Raw genomic sequence first — 17,610 nt, forward strand, 5'->3', positions numbered from 1 at the left:
GTGATGAAACTCAACCGACAGAACCTGCACAACCTCAAGCCTGAGATCGCTCTGCCCGCCTATTCCTTGAGCGAGATTCGCCAGGGCATTGCCCACATCGGCGTCGGCGGTTTCCACCGTGCTCACCAGGCGTATTACACCGATGCGCTGATGAACACCGGCGCCGACCTGGACTGGGCCATCTGTGGCGTCGGCCTGCGCGCCGAAGATCGTCGCGCCCGGGACGACCTGGCCAGCCAGGACTACCTCTTCACGCTTTATGAACTGGGGGACACCGACGACACCGAAGTCCGGGTGATCGGTGCCATCGCCGACATGCTACTGGCCGAAGACGGCGCCCAGGCGCTGATCGACAAACTGGCCGACCCGCAGATCCGTATCGTCTCGCTGACCATCACCGAAGGCGGCTATTGCATCGACGACAGCAACGGCGAGTTCATGGCCCACCTGCCGCAGATCCAGCACGACCTGGCCCACCCGGACGAACCGAAGACCGTCTTCGGTTTCCTCTGCGCCGCCCTGGCCAAACGCCGCGCCGCCGGCACCGCGGCATTCACCCTGATGTCCTGCGATAACCTGCCCCACAACGGCGCCGTGACCCGCAAGGCCCTGCTGGCCTTCGCCGCGTTGCGCGATGCTGAACTGGGGCAATGGATTGACCGCAATGTGAGTTTCCCCAACGCCATGGTCGATCGCATCACACCGATGACCAGCGTCGCCCATCGCCTGCAACTGCATGACGAACATGGCATCGATGACGCCTGGCCGGTGGTCTGCGAACCGTTCGTGCAATGGGTGCTGGAAGACAAATTCGTCAACGGTCGCCCGGCCTGGGAAAGGGTCGGCGTACAGTTCACCGATGACGTTTCGCCCTATGAAGAGATGAAGATCAAGCTGCTCAACGGCAGTCACCTGGCGCTGACTTACCTGGGCTTTCTCAAGGGCTATCGCTTCGTCCACGAGACCATGAATGACCCGCTGTTCGTGCGTTACATGCGGGCCTATATGGACCTGGACGTGACACCGCAACTGGCGCCGGTGCCAGGGATCGACTTGACCGACTACAAGAACACCCTGGTGGAGCGTTTTTCCAACCAGGCCATCGCCGACCAGTTGGAACGAGTGTGTTCGGATGGCTCGTCGAAGTTTCCGAAATTCACCGTGCCGACCATCAACCGCTTGATTGCCGACGGTGGCGAAACCCGCCGCGCGGCGCTGGTGGTGGCGGCTTGGGCCGTGTACCTGAAGGGCGTCGACGAAAACGGCGTGACGTATTCGATCCCGGACCCACGGGCAGCATTCTGCCAGGCGCTGGTGACTGACGATGCACTGGTGACCCAGCGGATGTTGGAAGTGGAAGAAATCTTTGGCACCGCCATCCCCCGTTCGCCAGAGTTCGTGGCAGCATTCGAATGGTGCTGCAACAGCTTGCGTGAGCATGGTGTGACGCGCACGCTTGAGCGGATACTGGCCGACTGAGGCTTAATTCCCAGGCTCTGCGTGGGAACACCTCAACGGACGCTCCGCATTCGGCTTCTTGGGGGCGCGGAGCGTCCCGTGCTGCATTCCCACGCAGAGCGTGGGAACGTTCTGACCACTCAGGGTTTATTCCATGGCAAACCAACAATTGTTCCTGGGCATCGACTGCGGCACCCAAGGCACCAAGGCGCTGATCCTGGATGCGCTCAGCGGCCAGGTACTCGGCCAGGGCGCCGCTGCCCACAGTATGATCAGCGGGGCCAACGGTCGCCGTGAACAAGATACCCAGCAATGGCTCGATGCATTTACCCAGGCGACCCATCAAGCCTTGGCCGCTGCCGGGGTCGATGGCCAGGCCATCCTCGGCATCGGCGTCTCCGGCCAGCAGCACGGCCTGGTCTTGCTCGATGACCAAGGCGAGGTCTTGCGCCCGGCCAAGCTGTGGTGCGACACCGAGACGACACCGCAAAACGATCGGCTCCTGGCGCACCTGGGCGGTGAAAATGGCAGCCTCGAACGCCTCGGCGTGGTGATCGCGCCGGGCTACACGGTTTCCAAACTGCTCTGGACCCTGGAGCAGCATCCCCAGGTTTTCGAACGCATCGCCAGCATCCTGCTGCCCCACGACTTCCTCAATCATTGGCTCACCGGGCGCCATTGCAGCGAATACGGTGATGCTTCGGGTACCGGCTATTTCAACGTGCGCACCCGTGAGTGGGACCTGCCGCTGCTGCAACACATCGACCCCAGCGGCCGCTTGCAAGTGGCGTTGCCGGAACTGATCGATGCTCATCAACCGGTCGGACGGATCCTGCCAGCCATTGCCGCACAGCTGGGCATCAATCCAGATGCTGTGGTGGCCAGCGGTGGCGGCGACAACATGATGGGCGCCATCGGCACCGGGAATATCCAGCCTGGCGTGATCACCATGAGTCTCGGTTCCTCCGGCACGGTATACGCCTATGCCGCGGAGCCTGCGGTCAGCCCGGAGGCATCGGTGGCGACCTTCTGCTCCTCCAGCGGCGGTTGGCTGCCACTGATCTGCACCATGAACCTGACCAATGCCACCGGGGCGATGCGCGAGTTGTTCGACCTGGACATCGACGCCTTCAACGCCCTGGTAGCCCAGGCTCCGATTGGCGCAGAGGGCGTGTGCATGCTGCCGTTTCTCAATGGCGAGCGCGTTCCTGCCCTGCCCCATGCCACTGGCAGCCTGCTGGGCCTGACCGCCACCAACCTGACCCGGGCCAATCTGTGTCGGGCCGTGGTCGAAGGCACCACCTTTGGTTTGCGCTACGGCCTGGACTTGTTGCGGGCGAACGGGCTTGAGGCCCGCAGCATCCGCCTGATCGGCGGCGGTTCGAAGAGCCCGGTGTGGCGGCAGATCGTCGCCGATATCATGAATACCACGGTTATCTGCACCGAACAGAGCGAAGCTGCGGCCCTCGGCGCGGCGATTCAGGCGGCATGGTGCCATTCAGGGGCGCAAGAAAACCTGGCCGAACTGTGCGAGCGCTGCGTCAAGCTCGACCTGAGCAGTAAAACCCGGCCCATCGCCGAGCATGTAGCAGCTTCCCAACAAGCTTATGAACACTATCGACAACACGTCGCAACCCTTTGAGAGCGGGCAACTATGTATCTGGTGTGTGGTGAAGCGCTGTTTGATTTTTTCAGTGAAACCGAGGCTGACGGCCCAGCCTCGCAAGTGAACTTCAAGGCCATTGCCGGCGGCTCGCCGTTCAATGTGGCGGTCGGTTTGCGGCGCCTGGGTGTCGAGTCGGCGCTGTTTGCCGGGCTGTCCACCGACTACCTGGGCCGACGCTTGCAGCAAGTACTGCTCAACGAAGGCGTCAGCGCCCGATACCTGCTGGACTTCGACGCACCAACCACCCTGGCGATGGTAGCCGTCGGCGCCAACGGCTCGCCCCACTACAGTTTTCGCGGCGAAGGCTGCGCGGATCGGCAATTGAGCCCGTCCCACCTGCCAACGTTGGGCCCGCAGGTTCGCGGCTTGCATTTCGGCTCGTTCTCCCTGGTGGTCCAGCCGATTGCCGACACCCTGTTGGCCTTGGTACAGCGCGAAAGCGGCAAGCGCCTGATCAGCCTCGACCCGAACGTGCGCCTCAATCCACAGCCGGATATCGAACTGTGGCGCTCGCGGATCGCAACGCTGGTGCAATATGCCGACCTGATCAAGGTCAGCGACGAGGACCTGCACCTGCTCTACCCTGAGCTTGAGCCACAAGCGGTGATCGATGGCTGGCTGCAACACCGTTGCCAACTGGTGTTCCTGACCCGTGGCGGCCAGGGCGCAACGGTATTCAGCCGTCAGCATGGCTCATGGTCGCTGCCCGCCTGTTCGGTAAAGATCGCCGACACCGTGGGCGCCGGTGATACCTTTCAGGCCGCGCTGATTACCTGGCTCACCGAGCAGCAATTGGACTCGGTCGAAGGCCTGAACACCCTGGCCCGTGACCAGATCAACGCCATGCTCGACTTCGCCATACGCACGGCAGCCCTGACCTGTGCGAAAACCGGCCCTGACCTGCCTTACCGGCAACAACTGAACTGACCGTCCCAACCCATCGCAGCCAAACGCCACCCGGCTTTGGTTGCGATAGCCTTCCCGTAAAAGCCAAGACATTCGCTTTAACCCTGGTTTAATCCCGCGATCCGACACTGTCCCGGGCCGCGTATCCCTCCTGAGGTCCCGCGCGGCAGGCCCGATGTTTGAACATCAGGCCGATTTTTCTCTGCTGCGGAGTCTCGCTCATGAATATTCGTAGATTAGTCGCCGCGTCATCCTTGGTACTTCTGACTGGCATCAGTGCAATGGCCCAGGCTGACAATACCGTACAGCCCATACCCTACCGTTATGGCATGCCGTTGGAGATCAAAAAGCTGATATCGCTGAAGGAGCCGTCAACGCCTTATTGCGAAGTTGTGACGGCACAGATGGTGTACATCGACAAAGCGGGACAAACCCGTGATGTCTCGTATCGCAAGTTATCGGATTCTTGCAATTATCAATAATTGACTAGCGGTTGGCAGACAACAGAACGCCTGGCTCGGACAATGACCGGGCCAGGCGTCGATGTACTCTGAACTGGGCGTTTATCTTAACGCCCGGTCATCCGATGTAACTGATGAAAATGATTGCCAACGGGATTGTGGTGCTGACCGTGGTTCTGGTCGAGTTCGCTGCGCAGTTCGGCAATCAAGTCGTTGATTGCCCGGCAACCCGTGAGTTTTTGCGCATCGATGCCAGTTTTTACCAAGGCCACGCGGTCAGTTTCATGATCATCGTAAATCTTGATGGTCATCGATAAATCGGGTGACAAGGTGCATTGCGAGCGCTTGGGCAACAAGCTGCTTTCAATGATGTTTCGCATTTCGAGGGCAGATAAAAACATGGCAACTCTCTCCTGTTGAGGCGGCCAATTTATGTACACAACGGCGGTATTCTTTTCGTCCGTTTCTTCCATGCGGACTGGGACTACGAATGCCGTGCCGTTCTTCGTTTTTGGCGTTTCTAATCAATGAGCCCCATAAGGCGAACTCCTGAATCATCCCGCAAGTAACATGCCTGAATTCACGACGCCCAGGCTTGATTCAAATCAACTACTTAGCTTTACCTGGCGCCGGACAAGTCGTGCAGAATGCAAGTAAAGGATAAAAAACCCATGCAAACTGCAATCGCTTTCTTCCTGTCGCAAGCTAGATTAGCCCCTATTGGGATAGGGTGAGAGGGCATCCGTCGCCTGCTTCAAAAAAAGTGTGACTCGGGCTGCAAACCGCGTTGACGGCTGCGCGCTCGGCCACATGGCGCAAGCTGTCAAAGTTGATATTGGCGCCAGAATCGATCGCCACCAGGGTCTGGCCCTGTGCACCGGTTCGGGCCACGTACTGCTTGATACCCGCCACAGCCAAGGCGCCCGAGGGTTCGGTGATCGAGCGAGTGTCGTCATAGATATCCTTGATCGCGGCGCACAGTTGATCGTTGCTGACGGTCATGACCTCATCGACACAGAAACGGCAGATCTCGAAGCCATGGGCACCGATCTGCGCAACGGCTACGCCATCGGCGAAGGTTCCCACACTCGGCAGCGTTACCCGCTCTCCCGCCACCAACGCCGCCTGCAGGCAGGCGGAGTGTTGCGACTCGACACCGATGATGCGCACTTGCGGACGCAGGTATTTGACGTAGGCGGCGATTCCGGCGATCAGCCCACCGCCACCGACCGGGACAAAAATCGCGTCCAACCTGCCGGGGTGCTGGCGCAGGATTTCCATGGCGACGGTGCCCTGCCCCGCGATGACGTCCGGGTCATCGAAAGGCGACACGAACTCCCGCCCAGTCTGCCGGACCAAATCCAGTGCATACGCCAGGGCAAACGGAAAACTCTCGCCGTGCAGCAATGCTTCAGCGCCCCGGTTGCGCACGCCCAGCACCTTCAATTGCGGGGTGGTCAAGGGCATGACGATACTCGCCGAAATCCCCAGTTCCCGCGCCGCCAGCGCTACGCCCTGGGCATGATTGCCCGCCGAAGCAGTGATAACCCCCCGAGCCCGCTGCTCCGGGGTCAATTGCGCCAGTTTGTTGTAGGCACCGCGGATCTTGAAGGAGAAGGTCGGCTGCAGGTCTTCCCGCTTGAGCAGGACCTGGTTCCCCAAGGCTTCGGACAATGCCGGGGCCGCTTGCAGTGGCGTGCGCACGGCCAGTTCGTACACCGGCGCAGCCAGGATCTTTTTGACGTAGTGTTCCAGCAGGGCTTGTTCGGCGGCGGTTGTGATCATGGCGGTCTCCTGGTTTGGACAGAGCCCTGGAGACAGAAAGAAAAAACCCGCCTCTAGGGCGGGTTGGGTGCAGTCGTCAGCTAGCCCGCCAAATAAGGAATGGCGGTAATAATGCTTGGCTGGCTGCGCAGTACGGTGGAAGTCATGGTTGGAAGTTAGCCGGGGGACGGGGACCAAGTCAATCCAAAATACACAGCTGGCTTGGTTCACCCGCGCTGCGCATTACTGCAGGCCGACTTTATACAACGCCCCATCGCCTTCATCCGTCAGCACATACAAGAAACCATCCGGCCCCTGGCGCACGTCACGGATACGCTCGTCGAGCTCACCGAGCAAACGCTCCTCGTGCACGACCTTATTGCCCTTTAATTGCAGACGGATCAGGTTCTTGGAGACCAGCGCACCGATGAACACGCTGTGCCGCCAGGCCTTGAAGCGATCACTGTCGTAGAACGCCATGCCGCTGAGCCCCGGTGACACCTGCCAGACATGGTGAGGACCCAGGGTGCCTTTGACCGTCGTGCCCTGGGCTTCGGGAATCGGGGCACCGGAGTAATTGATGCCGTGGGTCGCCAACGGCCAGCCATAATTCTTGCCACGCTCGATGATGTTCAGCTCATCGCCCCCCTTGGGCCCATGCTCGTTTTCCCACAGCGTGCCGTTGCGTGGGTTGAGGGCCGCTCCCTGTGGATTGCGAATACCGTAGGCCCAGATCTCGGGGCGAACGTTTTCCTGGCCGACAAACGGGTTATCGTCCGGCACCTTGCCGTCGGGGTAGATGCGTACGATCTTGCCTTGCAACTTGTCCAGGTCCTGGGCCGTCGGACGGTCGTTGTTTTCCCCCAGGGTGACGAATAGATAACCGTCCCGGTCGAACACCAGGCGCGAGCCAAAGTGGTTGCCCTTCGACAGCTTGGGGTACTGGCGAAAGATCACGTTGAAACTGTTCAGCCTCTTCAAGTCTTGTGACAACTGCCCACGGCCCACCGCGGTACCGGCCTTGCCGTCTTCACCGGCCTCGGAATAGGACAGGTAGACCGTGCGGTCCTGTTTGAAATCCGGTGACAGCACTACATCCAGCAAACCGCCCTGGCCCTTGGCCCAGACCTTGGGAACGCCCCTCAACGGCGCCGATAACTGGCCATCGGGGCCCACCAGGCGCAGGTTGCCGGGGCGTTCCGTGACCAGTATGCCTTGCTGGTCCGGCAGGAACGCCAGCGACCAAGGGTGCTCCAGGCCCTTGGCCACGGTACTCACCTCCAAGGTGCCCTCCTCGCTTTTCGCTTGCTGGGTTTGTGCGGCAGCGGCCGGCGTGGCAAGGGTCAGAACAGCGCTGGCGCAGAGTGCGGCCAGGAGTGTTTTACGCAACATGCACACCTCCTTCTGTAGCGTGGAAAGAAACAGCCAGGATTCAGCGCCTAGCGATTGCCGTTGTTCGTGCTCCTGGGCGGCGGGGTGTAGTCGAGGGTGGGCCGTGGCGAAGCCGGCGGCTGGCCGGAACGAGGGTAACCGTTGCCGATACCGCCGTTTTCCAGGGTCGGTGGACGCGGAGCCGGAATCGTCGGGTTGCTGTGGATCATCGGTACGTTAGGCTGGGTACCTTGCATGCTGTTGGGATTGGCCCGGCGAATCGGGCTGTTATAGGGATTGTTGTTGCCGGGCAGGTTCTGGGCGAGGAGCACGGCACCATGACCAGGCATCTGAGCCTGAGCCGCCGTGGTCAGTAGTAGCGTCATGATTGCGAGCATCAGCCTGTTCATCAGAGCACCTCATGGGTTCAGGCATATCGAAAGCACGCTACGCCGCAGGTTCGCCGTTGTTAAGTAAAAAATCCCCCTGAAGATGTAACCAGGCATATCTAAATAGATGTGGAAGCAAGCTTGCTCGCGATAGCGGTCGGTCAGCTTGACCCCATGTTGAATGTGCCGCCGTCATCGCGAGCAAGCACGCTCCCACGGGGTTCTCGGGTTGTTCAAAGGACCGACGTTCATCACCGATGTCCTGTGGAAACCAGACGGCGCGCGGTGGAAACTTTTCCCGAGGCACCAGGGTCACCAGAAAGACGAACTCATCGGCAAGGAACCTCCACCATGGCACGGGCAATCTGGAAAGGCGCAATCAGCTTCGGACTGGTCCACATTCCTGTGGCGCTGGTATCGGCCACCTCGTCCCAAGGCGTGGATTTCGACTGGTTGGACAAGCGCAGCATGGACCCGGTGGGCTACAAACGGGTCAACAAGGTCACGGGCAAGGAAGTGACCAAGGAAGACATCGTCAAAGGTGTGCAATACCAGAAGGGCCAGTATGTGCTGCTCAGCGAAGAGGAAATTCGCTCCGCCCATCCCAAGTCCACCCAGACCATCGATATTTTCTCCTTCGTCGACAGCGAAAAAATCCCGCTGCAAAACATCGACACACCCTACTTCCTGGCGCCGGACAAGCGCGGTGGCAAAGTCTATGCGCTGCTGCGCGAAACCCTGGTCAAGACCAACAAAGTGGCCCTGGCCCACGTCGTGCTCCACACCCGCCAGCACCTGGCGGCGCTCATGCCTCTGGAATCGGCCCTGGTACTGGTGATGCTGCGTTGGCCTGCGGAGGTGCGCGACCTCGATATCCTGGAACTGGGCGAAGAAGTCACCCACCCGACCCTGGCCAAGGGCGAGTTGGACATGGCCAAGCGCCTGGTGCAGGACATGAGCGCCGACTGGGAGCCGGAGCAATACCGCGACAGTTTCGAGGACAAGATCATGGAACTGGTGGAGAAGAAGGCCAACGAAGGCCGCCTCGAAGCCGTGGAGACCGACCCGGGCGAAGAACAGCGCAAGAGTGCCGACGTCATCGACCTCACCGAACTGCTCAAGCGCAGCCTGGGCGGCAAAGGCAAGCCCGCCGCGAAAACCGCCGCGAAAACCACGAAGACCAGCAAGCCCGCTCCCGCTAAAAAAGCCACCAAGGCCTCCCGGGGCTAATCCCCTGGCGCCAGCAATACAAGGGAACCTGTCATGGCCAATGCCGAGAGTGAATATGCTCGTTTGTCCGACGCCGAGCTGGATGAATCAAAGCCCGTTCGCCGCCCCCGAAGGGCTAAAGCGGCGCAAGAGGAGAAGTTGCCCGAACGCCTGTTACCGCAACTGGCTACACCCGTGGAGCTACCGCCGCCCGGTGAATGGCGCTATGAGGTGCAATTCCACGGCTATCGGCTGCTAACGCGCATCGAAGATGGCGAAATCCGCTTGCTCAATCGCAATCAGCAGGACTGGACCGAGCGCCTCAAGCTGCATGCCGCTGCCCTGGCCAAGTTGAACCTGGGGGATAGTTGGCTCGATGGTGAATTGGTCCTGTTGGACGATGCCGGGCATTCTGATTTCGACGCCCTGCGCCAGGCCTTCGAAATCGGCCGCAGCGTCGACATGGTGTATTTCCTGTTCGATGCGCCCTTTCTCAATGGCGTCGATCTGCGCCAGGCACCCGTGGAAGAACGCCGCGCGGCGCTTAAAAAGGCCCTGAAGAACAATGCCAGCAAGCGCCTGCGCTTCTCCGAAGCGTTTTCTGCCAGCCAGCACGACATGTTCGAAAGCGCCATCGCCCTCTCCCTGGACAGCGTGGTCGGCAAGCGCCTGGGCAGTCCATATATGTCCCGACGCAGCGCCGATTGGGTGAAGCTCAAATGCCGGCTTCGCCAAGCCTTCGTGATCGTCGGCTTTACCCGCCCACAGGGCAAGCGCAGCGGTTTCGGCGCGTTATTGCTGGCGGTCAACGGGCCGTCGGGGCTGGTATATGCCGGTCGGGTCGGCACCGGGTTCACTCAATCCCAGCTCAAGCACCTCCATGAACAACTCAGTGCCCAGGAGCGTGACACCGCGCCGCTGGCTACACCGGTCAACGGCGCGCAAAAACGCGGTGTGCATTGGGTCGAGCCGACACAAGCCTGTGAAGTCGAATTCGCCGAATGGACCCGTGACGGCCTGATACGCCAGGCGGTTTTCCTGGATCTGTCAGCCAGCACACCGACCAGCAGGATTGTCCGTGAGCAGCCCATGCCGATAAAGGCCATGACGACTAAACCCCAACACCGCGGCAAAACCCGCAGCGTGAAAATCGGCGGCGTAGTGATTAGCCATCCCGAGCGCGTCATCGACAGTGTCAGCGGTGTCCAAAAAGCCGAACTGGCCCAGTATTACGCGGACATCGCTCCATGGATCCTGCCCCACCTGAAGCAGCGTCCCGTTGCTTTGCTAAGAGCTCCGGACGGAATCGGTGAGGAGCAGTTTTTTCAGAAACACGCTGATCGCCTGGACATTCCCCACATCAAGCAACTGGATCCGGGGCTGGACCCCGGCCATGCCGCCCTGATGGAAATCGACAGCGTCCAGTCGCTCATCAGCGCGGCCCAGATGGGCACCGTGGAGTTGCACACCTGGGCCGCGACCCACGACCGGATCGAAACACCCGACCAGTTCGTCCTGGACCTGGACCCCGACCCGTCGTTGCCCTGGAGCGCCATGCTCGAGGCGACACGCCTGACTCTGGCGCTGCTCGATGAGCTGGGCTTGCAGGCCTTTCTCAAGACCAGCGGCGGCAAAGGCATGCACCTCATCGTGCCGTTGGCGCGAAGCGAAGGCTGGGACAGCACCAAGGCGTTCGCCAAGGCCATATCCCAGTATCTGGCCCAGCAGATGCCCGAACGGATCACCTCTACCATGGGGCCGAAAAATCGCGTCGGGAAAATATTCGTCGATTACCTGCGCAACGCCCGGGGCGCCAGTACCGTGAGCGCCTACTCGGTACGCGCCAGGCCAGGCCTGCCGGTATCCGTACCGATTGCCCGTGCCGAACTCGACAATCTGCGTAACGCCCAGCAGTGGGATATCTATACGGCACTGGAACGGGCCAAGGGCCTGGGCGCCGATCCGTGGGAGGGCTACAACCATCGACAGCGGATCACGGCGAGAATGTGGGAACAATTAGACGCGCAAAAACCCATGCAATGATCGGACAGGGTTCAGGGAGGAACCCTCTCAGATCCAGACGAAGATCGCCAACAAACCGCCGAAAAAGGCCCATTTCTGCAAGTAATACAGCTTGCGGTTGCGTTTCTTCAGCTCTTTGCCCTGCAGACGAATCTTGTAGAGCCTGGAAAATGCCCGGTTCAGCCACCCCGTCTTGTCACCCGCATCGTTAGGCGCGCCGGCGGCGGCCATCACGGTACGGCTGAACCAGCGGTTGAACGCAGTGGCCCAGGAAAATTTCATGGGGCGTTCCACGTCACAAAACAAAATAATGCGATTGTGTGGCGTGGTGTTCTCGGCGTAATGAATGAACGTCTCGTCGAACATCACCGCTTCGCCATCACGCCAATGGTAAGGCTCGCCATCGACGTTGATATAACAGCCGGCATCATTGGGCGTTTCCAGGCCCAGGTGATACCGATACGACCCTGCGTACGGGTCGCGGTGACGGACCAGTTTCGACCCCGGTGGCAATTGCGCGAACATCGCGGCCTTGATCGATCCGATGCTTTGCACCAGCTCCGTGGTCCGCGGGCAGAGCTTCATGGCCGAGGGATGGCTGTCGCCGTACCACTTGAGGTAAAAACGCTTCCAACCGGTCTTGAAGAATGAGTTGAAACCAAGATCATCGTATTGATGGGAGCGCTTGATTTCCCCCGCTTGCAACAGGTTCTGGCCTTCGGCACGGATCTCCTGCCAGTGGGCCTGCAACGGGCTCAGGTCGGGAAAATCCGCCGGATTGAGGAAAGGCTTGTTGGGCAGTTTCGAACACAGGTAAAGCAGGCAGTTGATCGGCGCGAGAAAGGACGAATGGTCGCTCAACTGGCGTCCGAACTTATGCCGTACATGCCCACGCAGATGCACATAGCCGATGGACAGGATATAGATCGCGATAATGATGAGCTTCACGGAATCGATCACAAATAGGAGTGAACAGGCGGTTCCCCCCGGCCAGCCGAGTGACAAGGGAGACGGCGTCGGGTGAGATGGCATTTTAGCCAGAGTTTGTAGCCGAAAGTTATCCTTCAGTTGTGAAAAACTGTCATGCCGGGGCAATACCCTATCGTTAATGCGGCCAGATCAGTACAATCGCCGCCAAACATCACGCGCCCCCTTTGGCCGATACCGGAAACCCGGCTTCGGCGCACGTCTATTCGGGCCGGGCGCTCCGTATGCTGCTGTCCTCTTATGCCGGATGGACCCTTGCGCTTGCGACCGCGATGCCTTAGTGCGGTCGGGACCTGCGCAAACAGGTACTGAACAGGTACTGCCGCACCCTTAGCTACTCTGAATGTTCCGCAGGATAAACCTTTGATCTCTACAGCTAACATCACCATGCAGTTCGGCGCCAAGCCGCTGTTCGAAAACGTCTCGGTCAAGTTCGGCGCGGGTAACCGCTATGGCCTGATCGGCGCCAACGGTTGCGGCAAGTCGACCTTCATGAAAATCCTTGGCGGCGATCTTGAGCCGTCCGGCGGCCAGGTGATGCTCGAGCCGAACGTACGCCTGGGTAAATTGCGCCAGGATCAGTTCGCCTACGAAGAATTCACCGTGATCGATACCGTGATCATGGGCCATGAAGAGCTGTGGAAGGTCAAGGCCGAGCGCGATCGCATCTATTCGCTGCCGGAAATGACCGAAGAAGACGGCATGGCCGTGGCCGAGCTGGAAACCGAGTTTGCCGAGATGGACGGCTACACCGCCGAATCCCGCGCCGGCGAACTGCTGCTGGGCCTGGGGATTGGCATCGAGCAGCATTTCGGCCCGATGAGCGAAGTGTCGCCAGGCTGGAAACTGCGTGTGTTGCTGGCCCAGGCACTGTTCTCCGACCCGGAAGTGCTGCTGCTGGACGAGCCGACCAACCACCTGGATATCAACACCATCCGCTGGCTGGAAAACGTGCTGACCCAGCGTTCGAGCCTGATGATCATCATCTCCCACGACCGTCACTTCCTGAACAGTGTCTGCACCCACATGGCGGACCTGGACTACGGCGAGCTGCGCCTGTTCCCGGGCAACTATGACGAATACATGACCGTGGCGACCCAGTCCCGCGAGCAGCTGCTGTCGGACAACGCCAAGAAGAAGGCACAGATTTCCGAACTGCAATCGTTCGTCAGCCGTTTCTCGGCCAACGCCTCGAAAGCCAAGCAAGCCACCTCCCGCGCCAAGCAGATCGACAAGATCCAACTGGCCGAGGTCAAGCCATCGAGCCGTGTCAGCCCGTTCATTCGCTTCGAGCAGACCAAAAAGCTCCACCGCCAGGCGGTCATTGTCGAGCGCATGGCTAAAGGCTTTGACGGCAAGCCGCTGTTCAAGGACTTCAGCTTCACCGTCGAAGCCGGCGAGCGCGTGGCAATCATTGGCCCGAACGGCATCGGCAAGACCACCTTGCTGCGCACCCTGGTCAATGAACTGGAACCGGATGCCGGTACGGTGAAATGGACCGACGCCGCGGAACTGGGCTACTACGCCCAGGACCATGCCCACGACTTCGAAGACGACGTCAACCTGTTCGACTGGATGGGCCAATGGACCCAGGGCGGCGAACAACTGGTGCGTGGCACCTTGGGCCGTATGCTGTTTTCCAACGACGAGATCCTCAAGTCGGTCAAGGTCATTTCCGGGGGTGAACAGGGCCGCATGCTGTTCGGCAAACTGATCCTGCAAAAGCCCAACGTGCTGGTGATGGACGAACCCACCAACCACTTGGACATGGAATCCATCGAAGCGCTGAACCTGGCGCTGGAAAACTACCCGGGCACGCTGATCTTCGTCAGCCATGACCGGGAGTTCGTCTCCTCCCTGGCCACCCGCATCATCGAGCTGAGCGCCGACGGCGTGGTCGACTTCAGCGGCACCTATGACGACTACCTGCGTAGCCAGGGTGTGGTGTTCTAAGCACCGCCCTTAGCTGCACGCTGCACGTGAAAGCCCTGTCCGTTGTGACAGGGCTTTTTGTCTTCCAAGGGTAAAAACCTGTGGGAGCGAGCTTGCTCGCGATGAGGCCCTTCCAGCCAACATCACCATTGCCTGAACCACCGCCATCGCGAGCAAGCTCGCTCTCACAGGGATTAGTGGCGAACCTGAATCTCGCAACCACCCTGGCAAAGTGTGGGAGCGAGCTTGCTCGCGATGGCGGCACATTCTCCACCAATGCAAACCGTTAGCCTGCTTTCTTTTATCCCCACCTCGCGCCATGATGAGGCTCTCTTACCGCTGCCCGCGAACGAGCCCCATGCCAACGCCCTCATCTGCCCCCAGCTCCCTGTCGATCACCCTGCAGATCGTCTCCATTGTGTTCTACACCTTCATCGCCTTCCTCTGCATCGGCCTGCCGATTGCGGTTCTGCCCGGGTATGTCCACGAGCAGCTGGGTTTCAGTGCAGTGGTGGCCGGGCTGACCATTGGCTCACAGTATCTGGCGACCCTGCTCAGCCGCCCCATGGCCGGGCGGTTGTCGGACAGCGTTGGCACCAAGCGGGCGATCGTCTACGGGTTATCGGGGATTGTACTCAGCGGTGTGCTGACGCTGATCTCGACCCTGCTGCAAAGCTTTCCTCTAACCAGCCTGCTGATTCTGATTGCCGGCCGATTGCTGCTCGGCGTGGCCCAGGGGCTGATTGGCGTGGGCACCATCAGTTGGTGCATGGGCCAGGTGGGCGTGGAACACACCGCCCGCTCGATTTCCTGGAATGGCATCGCCTCTTACGGGGCCATTGCCATCGGCGCGCCACTGGGGGTGGTGATGGTCGGCGAACTGGGCTTCGCCAGCCTGGGTATCGCCCTGTCGGTGCTGGCCGGCATGGCGCTGTTGATGATTCGCAACAAACCGTCGGTGCCGGTCATTCGTGGCGAGCGCTTGCCCTTCTGGGCGGTGTTCGGGCGCATTGCGCCATACGGAGCGAGCCTGTGCCTGGCCTCGATCGGCTACGGCACACTCACCACGTTCATCACGCTCTTCTATATCAGCCGCGGCTGGACCGGAGCGGCCTGGTGCCTGACGGTTTTCGGCGTCTGCTTCATCCTGGCGCGGTTGATATTCATCTCCAGCATCGCCCGCTTCGGCGGCTTCAGCTCGGCCATTGCCTGCATGAGCATCGAAACCCTGGGGCTGGTATTGCTTTGGCTGGCGCCGAACACCGCGGTCGCGCTGATCGGCGCGGGGCTGGCGGGCTTCGGGCTGTCGCTGGTGTACCCGGCACTGGGGGTGGAAGCGATCAAGCAAGTGCCAAACACCAGCCGTGGCGCGGGATTGAGCGCCTATGCGGTGTTCTTTGACCTGGCGCTGGCGATTGCCGGCCCGCTGATGGGCGCGGTGGCATTGAACCTGGGCTATTCGTCGATCTTCTTCTGCGCCGCGTTGCTGTCGGTCAGCGGGCTGGGCCTGACCCTGCTGCTACGTCGCCAAGCGACAAACGCCCATTATTGATCGGCCGTCCTCATCCCCGCCCGGGTCGGCTTGCCCAAGGCCTCGCCGAAGAAACGACTGGCCTCGGAAATCATGGTGCGGTGGATGTCCTTGCGGTCGACACCGTCAGCATCGGTGCACAACGCCGGCATCGCGGCGATCTGTTCATCGGTACACGGGGCCAGGAAGACAAAATGCCCCGCTCCGGCCAGCGTCTTGAAATCCGGTGCGGTAGGCAGCTTGCGGGCCAAGGCGGCGGCGTTTTTATCGAAAGCCACCAGCTTGTCGCCGTCGCCGCTGTACAACAGCACCGGCACATGGACGTCGGCCAGGGTGTGACGGCCAAACTTCAGGCTCAACGGCGCCATGAGCAATAATGCGCGGACCCTGGGGTCGGCCACCGGGTACAGGTCGTCGCGATCGGCAATCAACTCGCCCTGGGTGTTACAGGCGTCACGGTCATCCGGTCGCTCCTGGCAGTAGCGACGCAGGCGGTTGAGATCCGGCGTCGCGCCGGACAGGATCAGCGCCGTCTCGCCACCGGCCGAATAGCCGATCACCCCGACCTGCCCGGCGTTGACGAACGGCGAAAGCATAGGGTCATTGAGCGTGGCGGTAATGGCTTCGGAAATCTGGATCGGCCGGCCATACAGGTTGCTCAGGGTTCCGAGCCGGCTGTGGTCCTGGGCGTTGTCGCCGGGATGAATCACCGCCACCACCACGAACCCCTGGCGCGCCAGGGAAGTGGCCAGGTCATGCAGGGCCAGCGGCGTACCGGTATTGCCATGGGACAGCATCAGCAGCGGAAAGCGGCCGATGGCGATCTGGGCGTCTGGCGCGGCATCGATCTGGTAGCCACCCAGCAGGCTGGACTGTCCCCGGTCGGTGGACGGATAAAAGGCGATGGCGTGCATCGGCTGCTGATCCAGCGGATCGAGAAAGCTCAGTTCATGGAAACCGGCGCTCCAATGCGGATGCGGCCCCGGTGCGGCCTGCACTGAAGCGAGACTGGCTAACAAGCAAAGCAGCAGCGCTGCACCAAAACGTGTCATCGAATCTTCCACCTTCACCAGCGCACGGGAAGGCCCCGCCGCTCGCAATCCTGGCCGTGCATAACCTGCGCCATAACGCCCAGCGCCGAATGCAGAAAACCCTGCATCCCGACCATCCAATGACGACGAGAATACAGGGTTTTACCAAGGTTGCCCGAAGAGCTTGGTGCCTTTACGCAAGCCTTACGCAGCAGCGAACTGCTGGCCGATCTGCGACTGGGCTTGGTTCATGCCCTTGATACGCATCTCGTCACCCTTGGCCAACCCTTCGGCACGGACGAATTCGATGTCGGTGATGCCAAGGAAACCGAACATCACTTTCAGGTAATCTTCATGACCAACGCCGCTCGGCTGTCCAGCATGCAGGCCGCCTGCTGTGGACACGATCACCAGTTTCTTGCCACCGCACAGGCCTTCGAAGCCGGCTTCGGTGTAGCGGAACGTCTGGCCGGCCACGGCAATGCGGTCGATCCAGGCCTTGAGTTGGGTCGGAATGCTGAAGTTGTACATGGGCGCAGCGATGACCACCGCATCAGCCGCCAGGAACTCGGCCATCGTCGACGCACTGAGATCGGCTTCGTGTTTGAGGGCCGCGTCGCGCAATTCGGCGCTGGTGCCGGCGGCAACCAGGGTCTGGGCGGAAAAATGGCTGATGGCGTCGGCCGCCAGGTCGCGGTAGGTCACCGTGATGCCTGGCTCGGCAGCTTTCCAGGCTTCAACCACTTCACGGCTCAATTGGCGGGAAGCAGAGTTATCGCCGAGGATGCTCGAATCGATGTGCAGCAATTTCATGTGAGTGCTCTCCAAGTGAGGACCGCAACCAGGCGATCAATTGAAGACAATCCTATAGATCGATCCAATA

The 17,610-nt window shown here is 60.5% G+C and carries 14 protein-coding genes and 1 pseudogene; 8 read left to right on the plus strand and 7 right to left on the minus strand.

Going from position 1 to position 17,610, the window contains the following annotated elements:
- Positions 1–3 precede the first annotated feature (3 nt).
- The 4 genes from J9870_RS15880 to J9870_RS15895 all read left to right on the plus strand — a co-directional run bounded on the left by J9870_RS15880 (position 4) and on the right by J9870_RS15895 (position 4,512).
- Complete coding sequence (locus J9870_RS15880; protein ID WP_210638959.1) at positions 4–1,479, plus strand: mannitol dehydrogenase family protein; 1,476 nt, start codon at positions 4–6, stop codon at positions 1,477–1,479.
- A gap of 133 nt (positions 1,480–1,612) precedes the next feature.
- The gene (gene xylB, locus J9870_RS15885; RefSeq protein ID WP_210638960.1) at positions 1,613–3,100 is read left to right on the plus strand and encodes a xylulokinase; all 1,488 of its coding nucleotides are present in this window, start codon (positions 1,613–1,615) and stop codon (positions 3,098–3,100) included.
- A 12-nt stretch (positions 3,101–3,112) separates the two neighbouring features.
- Positions 3,113–4,051, plus strand: coding sequence for a carbohydrate kinase (locus tag J9870_RS15890; protein WP_210638961.1), 939 nt, complete (start codon positions 3,113–3,115; stop codon positions 4,049–4,051).
- Between the two features lie 200 nt (positions 4,052–4,251).
- Positions 4,252–4,512, plus strand: coding sequence for a DUF2790 domain-containing protein (locus tag J9870_RS15895; protein WP_210638962.1), 261 nt, complete (start codon positions 4,252–4,254; stop codon positions 4,510–4,512).
- An 86-nt stretch (positions 4,513–4,598) separates the two neighbouring features.
- Here J9870_RS15895 and J9870_RS15900 read toward each other — a convergent pair whose 3' ends face one another.
- From J9870_RS15900 to J9870_RS15915, 4 genes and pseudogenes are all read right to left on the minus strand, one after another.
- Positions 4,599–4,892: a DUF1652 domain-containing protein gene (locus J9870_RS15900; protein WP_210638963.1), complete on the minus strand. Its 294-nt coding sequence runs from the start codon at positions 4,890–4,892 to the stop codon at positions 4,599–4,601.
- A 394-nt stretch (positions 4,893–5,286) separates the two neighbouring features.
- Positions 5,287–6,249, minus strand: a pseudogene (ilvA, locus tag J9870_RS15905) (threonine ammonia-lyase, biosynthetic); the annotation flags it as partial.
- A gap of 249 nt (positions 6,250–6,498) precedes the next feature.
- Positions 6,499–7,647, minus strand: a complete 1,149-nt coding sequence (locus tag J9870_RS15910; protein WP_210638965.1) for a PQQ-dependent sugar dehydrogenase — start codon at positions 7,645–7,647, stop codon at positions 6,499–6,501.
- 47 nt (positions 7,648–7,694) lie between these two features.
- Complete coding sequence (locus J9870_RS15915; RefSeq protein ID WP_210638966.1) at positions 7,695–8,036, minus strand: hypothetical protein; 342 nt, start codon at positions 8,034–8,036, stop codon at positions 7,695–7,697.
- A 330-nt stretch (positions 8,037–8,366) separates the two neighbouring features.
- Here J9870_RS15915 and J9870_RS15920 point away from each other — a divergent pair, with 330 nt between their 5' ends.
- Positions 8,367–9,245: a Ku protein gene (locus tag J9870_RS15920; RefSeq protein WP_210638967.1), complete on the plus strand. Its 879-nt coding sequence runs from the start codon at positions 8,367–8,369 to the stop codon at positions 9,243–9,245.
- A gap of 33 nt (positions 9,246–9,278) precedes the next feature.
- Positions 9,279–11,267, plus strand: coding sequence for a DNA ligase D (ligD, locus tag J9870_RS15925; protein ID WP_210638968.1), 1,989 nt, complete (start codon positions 9,279–9,281; stop codon positions 11,265–11,267).
- 27 nt (positions 11,268–11,294) lie between these two features.
- Here the strand turns inward: ligD and lpxO are convergent, their stop codons facing one another.
- Positions 11,295–12,194 carry a lipid A hydroxylase LpxO gene (gene lpxO, locus J9870_RS15930; RefSeq protein ID WP_210638969.1) on the minus strand — a complete coding sequence of 300 codons (900 nt, stop codon included), beginning with the start codon at positions 12,192–12,194 and terminating at the stop codon, positions 11,295–11,297.
- A gap of 402 nt (positions 12,195–12,596) precedes the next feature.
- On the opposite strand from lpxO, the gene J9870_RS15935 reads away from it, so the two are divergent.
- A complete protein-coding gene (locus J9870_RS15935) occupies positions 12,597–14,186 on the plus strand; it encodes an ABC-F family ATPase (protein WP_003181279.1) in 1,590 nt (529 codons plus the stop codon).
- A gap of 337 nt (positions 14,187–14,523) precedes the next feature.
- A complete protein-coding gene (locus J9870_RS15940; RefSeq protein ID WP_210638970.1) occupies positions 14,524–15,717 on the plus strand; it encodes an MFS transporter in 1,194 nt (397 codons plus the stop codon).
- Here the strand turns inward: J9870_RS15940 and J9870_RS15945 are convergent.
- Entirely contained in the window at positions 15,711–16,748 is a 1,038-nt protein-coding gene (locus J9870_RS15945) for a dienelactone hydrolase (protein WP_210638971.1), read from the minus strand. The two genes, J9870_RS15940 and J9870_RS15945, sit on opposite strands and share 7 nt — an antisense overlap.
- Before the next feature lie 183 nt (positions 16,749–16,931).
- Entirely contained in the window at positions 16,932–17,540 is a 609-nt protein-coding gene (locus J9870_RS15950; protein ID WP_210638972.1) for an FMN-dependent NADH-azoreductase, read from the minus strand.
- Positions 17,541–17,610 lie beyond the last annotated feature (70 nt).

Source organism: Pseudomonas sp. Tri1 (genome assembly GCF_017968885.1).
Lineage (GTDB): Bacteria > Pseudomonadota > Gammaproteobacteria > Pseudomonadales > Pseudomonadaceae > Aquipseudomonas.

What these genes read in the sequence shown, in the direction of transcription:
- J9870_RS15880 (WP_210638959.1), top strand. Translation starts at nt 4, where the DNA reads ATGAAACTCAACCGACAGAACCTGCACAACCTCAAGCCTGAGATCGCT.
- xylB (WP_210638960.1), top strand. Translation starts at nt 1,613, where the DNA reads ATGGCAAACCAACAATTGTTCCTGGGCATCGACTGCGGCACCCAAGGC.
- J9870_RS15890 (WP_210638961.1), top strand. Translation starts at nt 3,113, where the DNA reads ATGTATCTGGTGTGTGGTGAAGCGCTGTTTGATTTTTTCAGTGAAACC.
- J9870_RS15895 (WP_210638962.1), top strand. Translation starts at nt 4,252, where the DNA reads ATGAATATTCGTAGATTAGTCGCCGCGTCATCCTTGGTACTTCTGACT.
- J9870_RS15900 (WP_210638963.1), bottom strand. Translation starts at nt 4,892, where the DNA reads ATGTTTTTATCTGCCCTCGAAATGCGAAACATCATTGAAAGCAGCTTG.
- J9870_RS15910 (WP_210638965.1), bottom strand. Translation starts at nt 7,647, where the DNA reads ATGTTGCGTAAAACACTCCTGGCCGCACTCTGCGCCAGCGCTGTTCTG.
- J9870_RS15915 (WP_210638966.1), bottom strand. Translation starts at nt 8,036, where the DNA reads ATGAACAGGCTGATGCTCGCAATCATGACGCTACTACTGACCACGGCG.
- J9870_RS15920 (WP_210638967.1), top strand. Translation starts at nt 8,367, where the DNA reads ATGGCACGGGCAATCTGGAAAGGCGCAATCAGCTTCGGACTGGTCCAC.
- ligD (WP_210638968.1), top strand. Translation starts at nt 9,279, where the DNA reads ATGGCCAATGCCGAGAGTGAATATGCTCGTTTGTCCGACGCCGAGCTG.
- J9870_RS15940 (WP_210638970.1), top strand. Translation starts at nt 14,524, where the DNA reads ATGCCAACGCCCTCATCTGCCCCCAGCTCCCTGTCGATCACCCTGCAG.
- J9870_RS15945 (WP_210638971.1), bottom strand. Translation starts at nt 16,748, where the DNA reads ATGACACGTTTTGGTGCAGCGCTGCTGCTTTGCTTGTTAGCCAGTCTC.
- J9870_RS15950 (WP_210638972.1), bottom strand. Translation starts at nt 17,540, where the DNA reads ATGAAATTGCTGCACATCGATTCGAGCATCCTCGGCGATAACTCTGCT.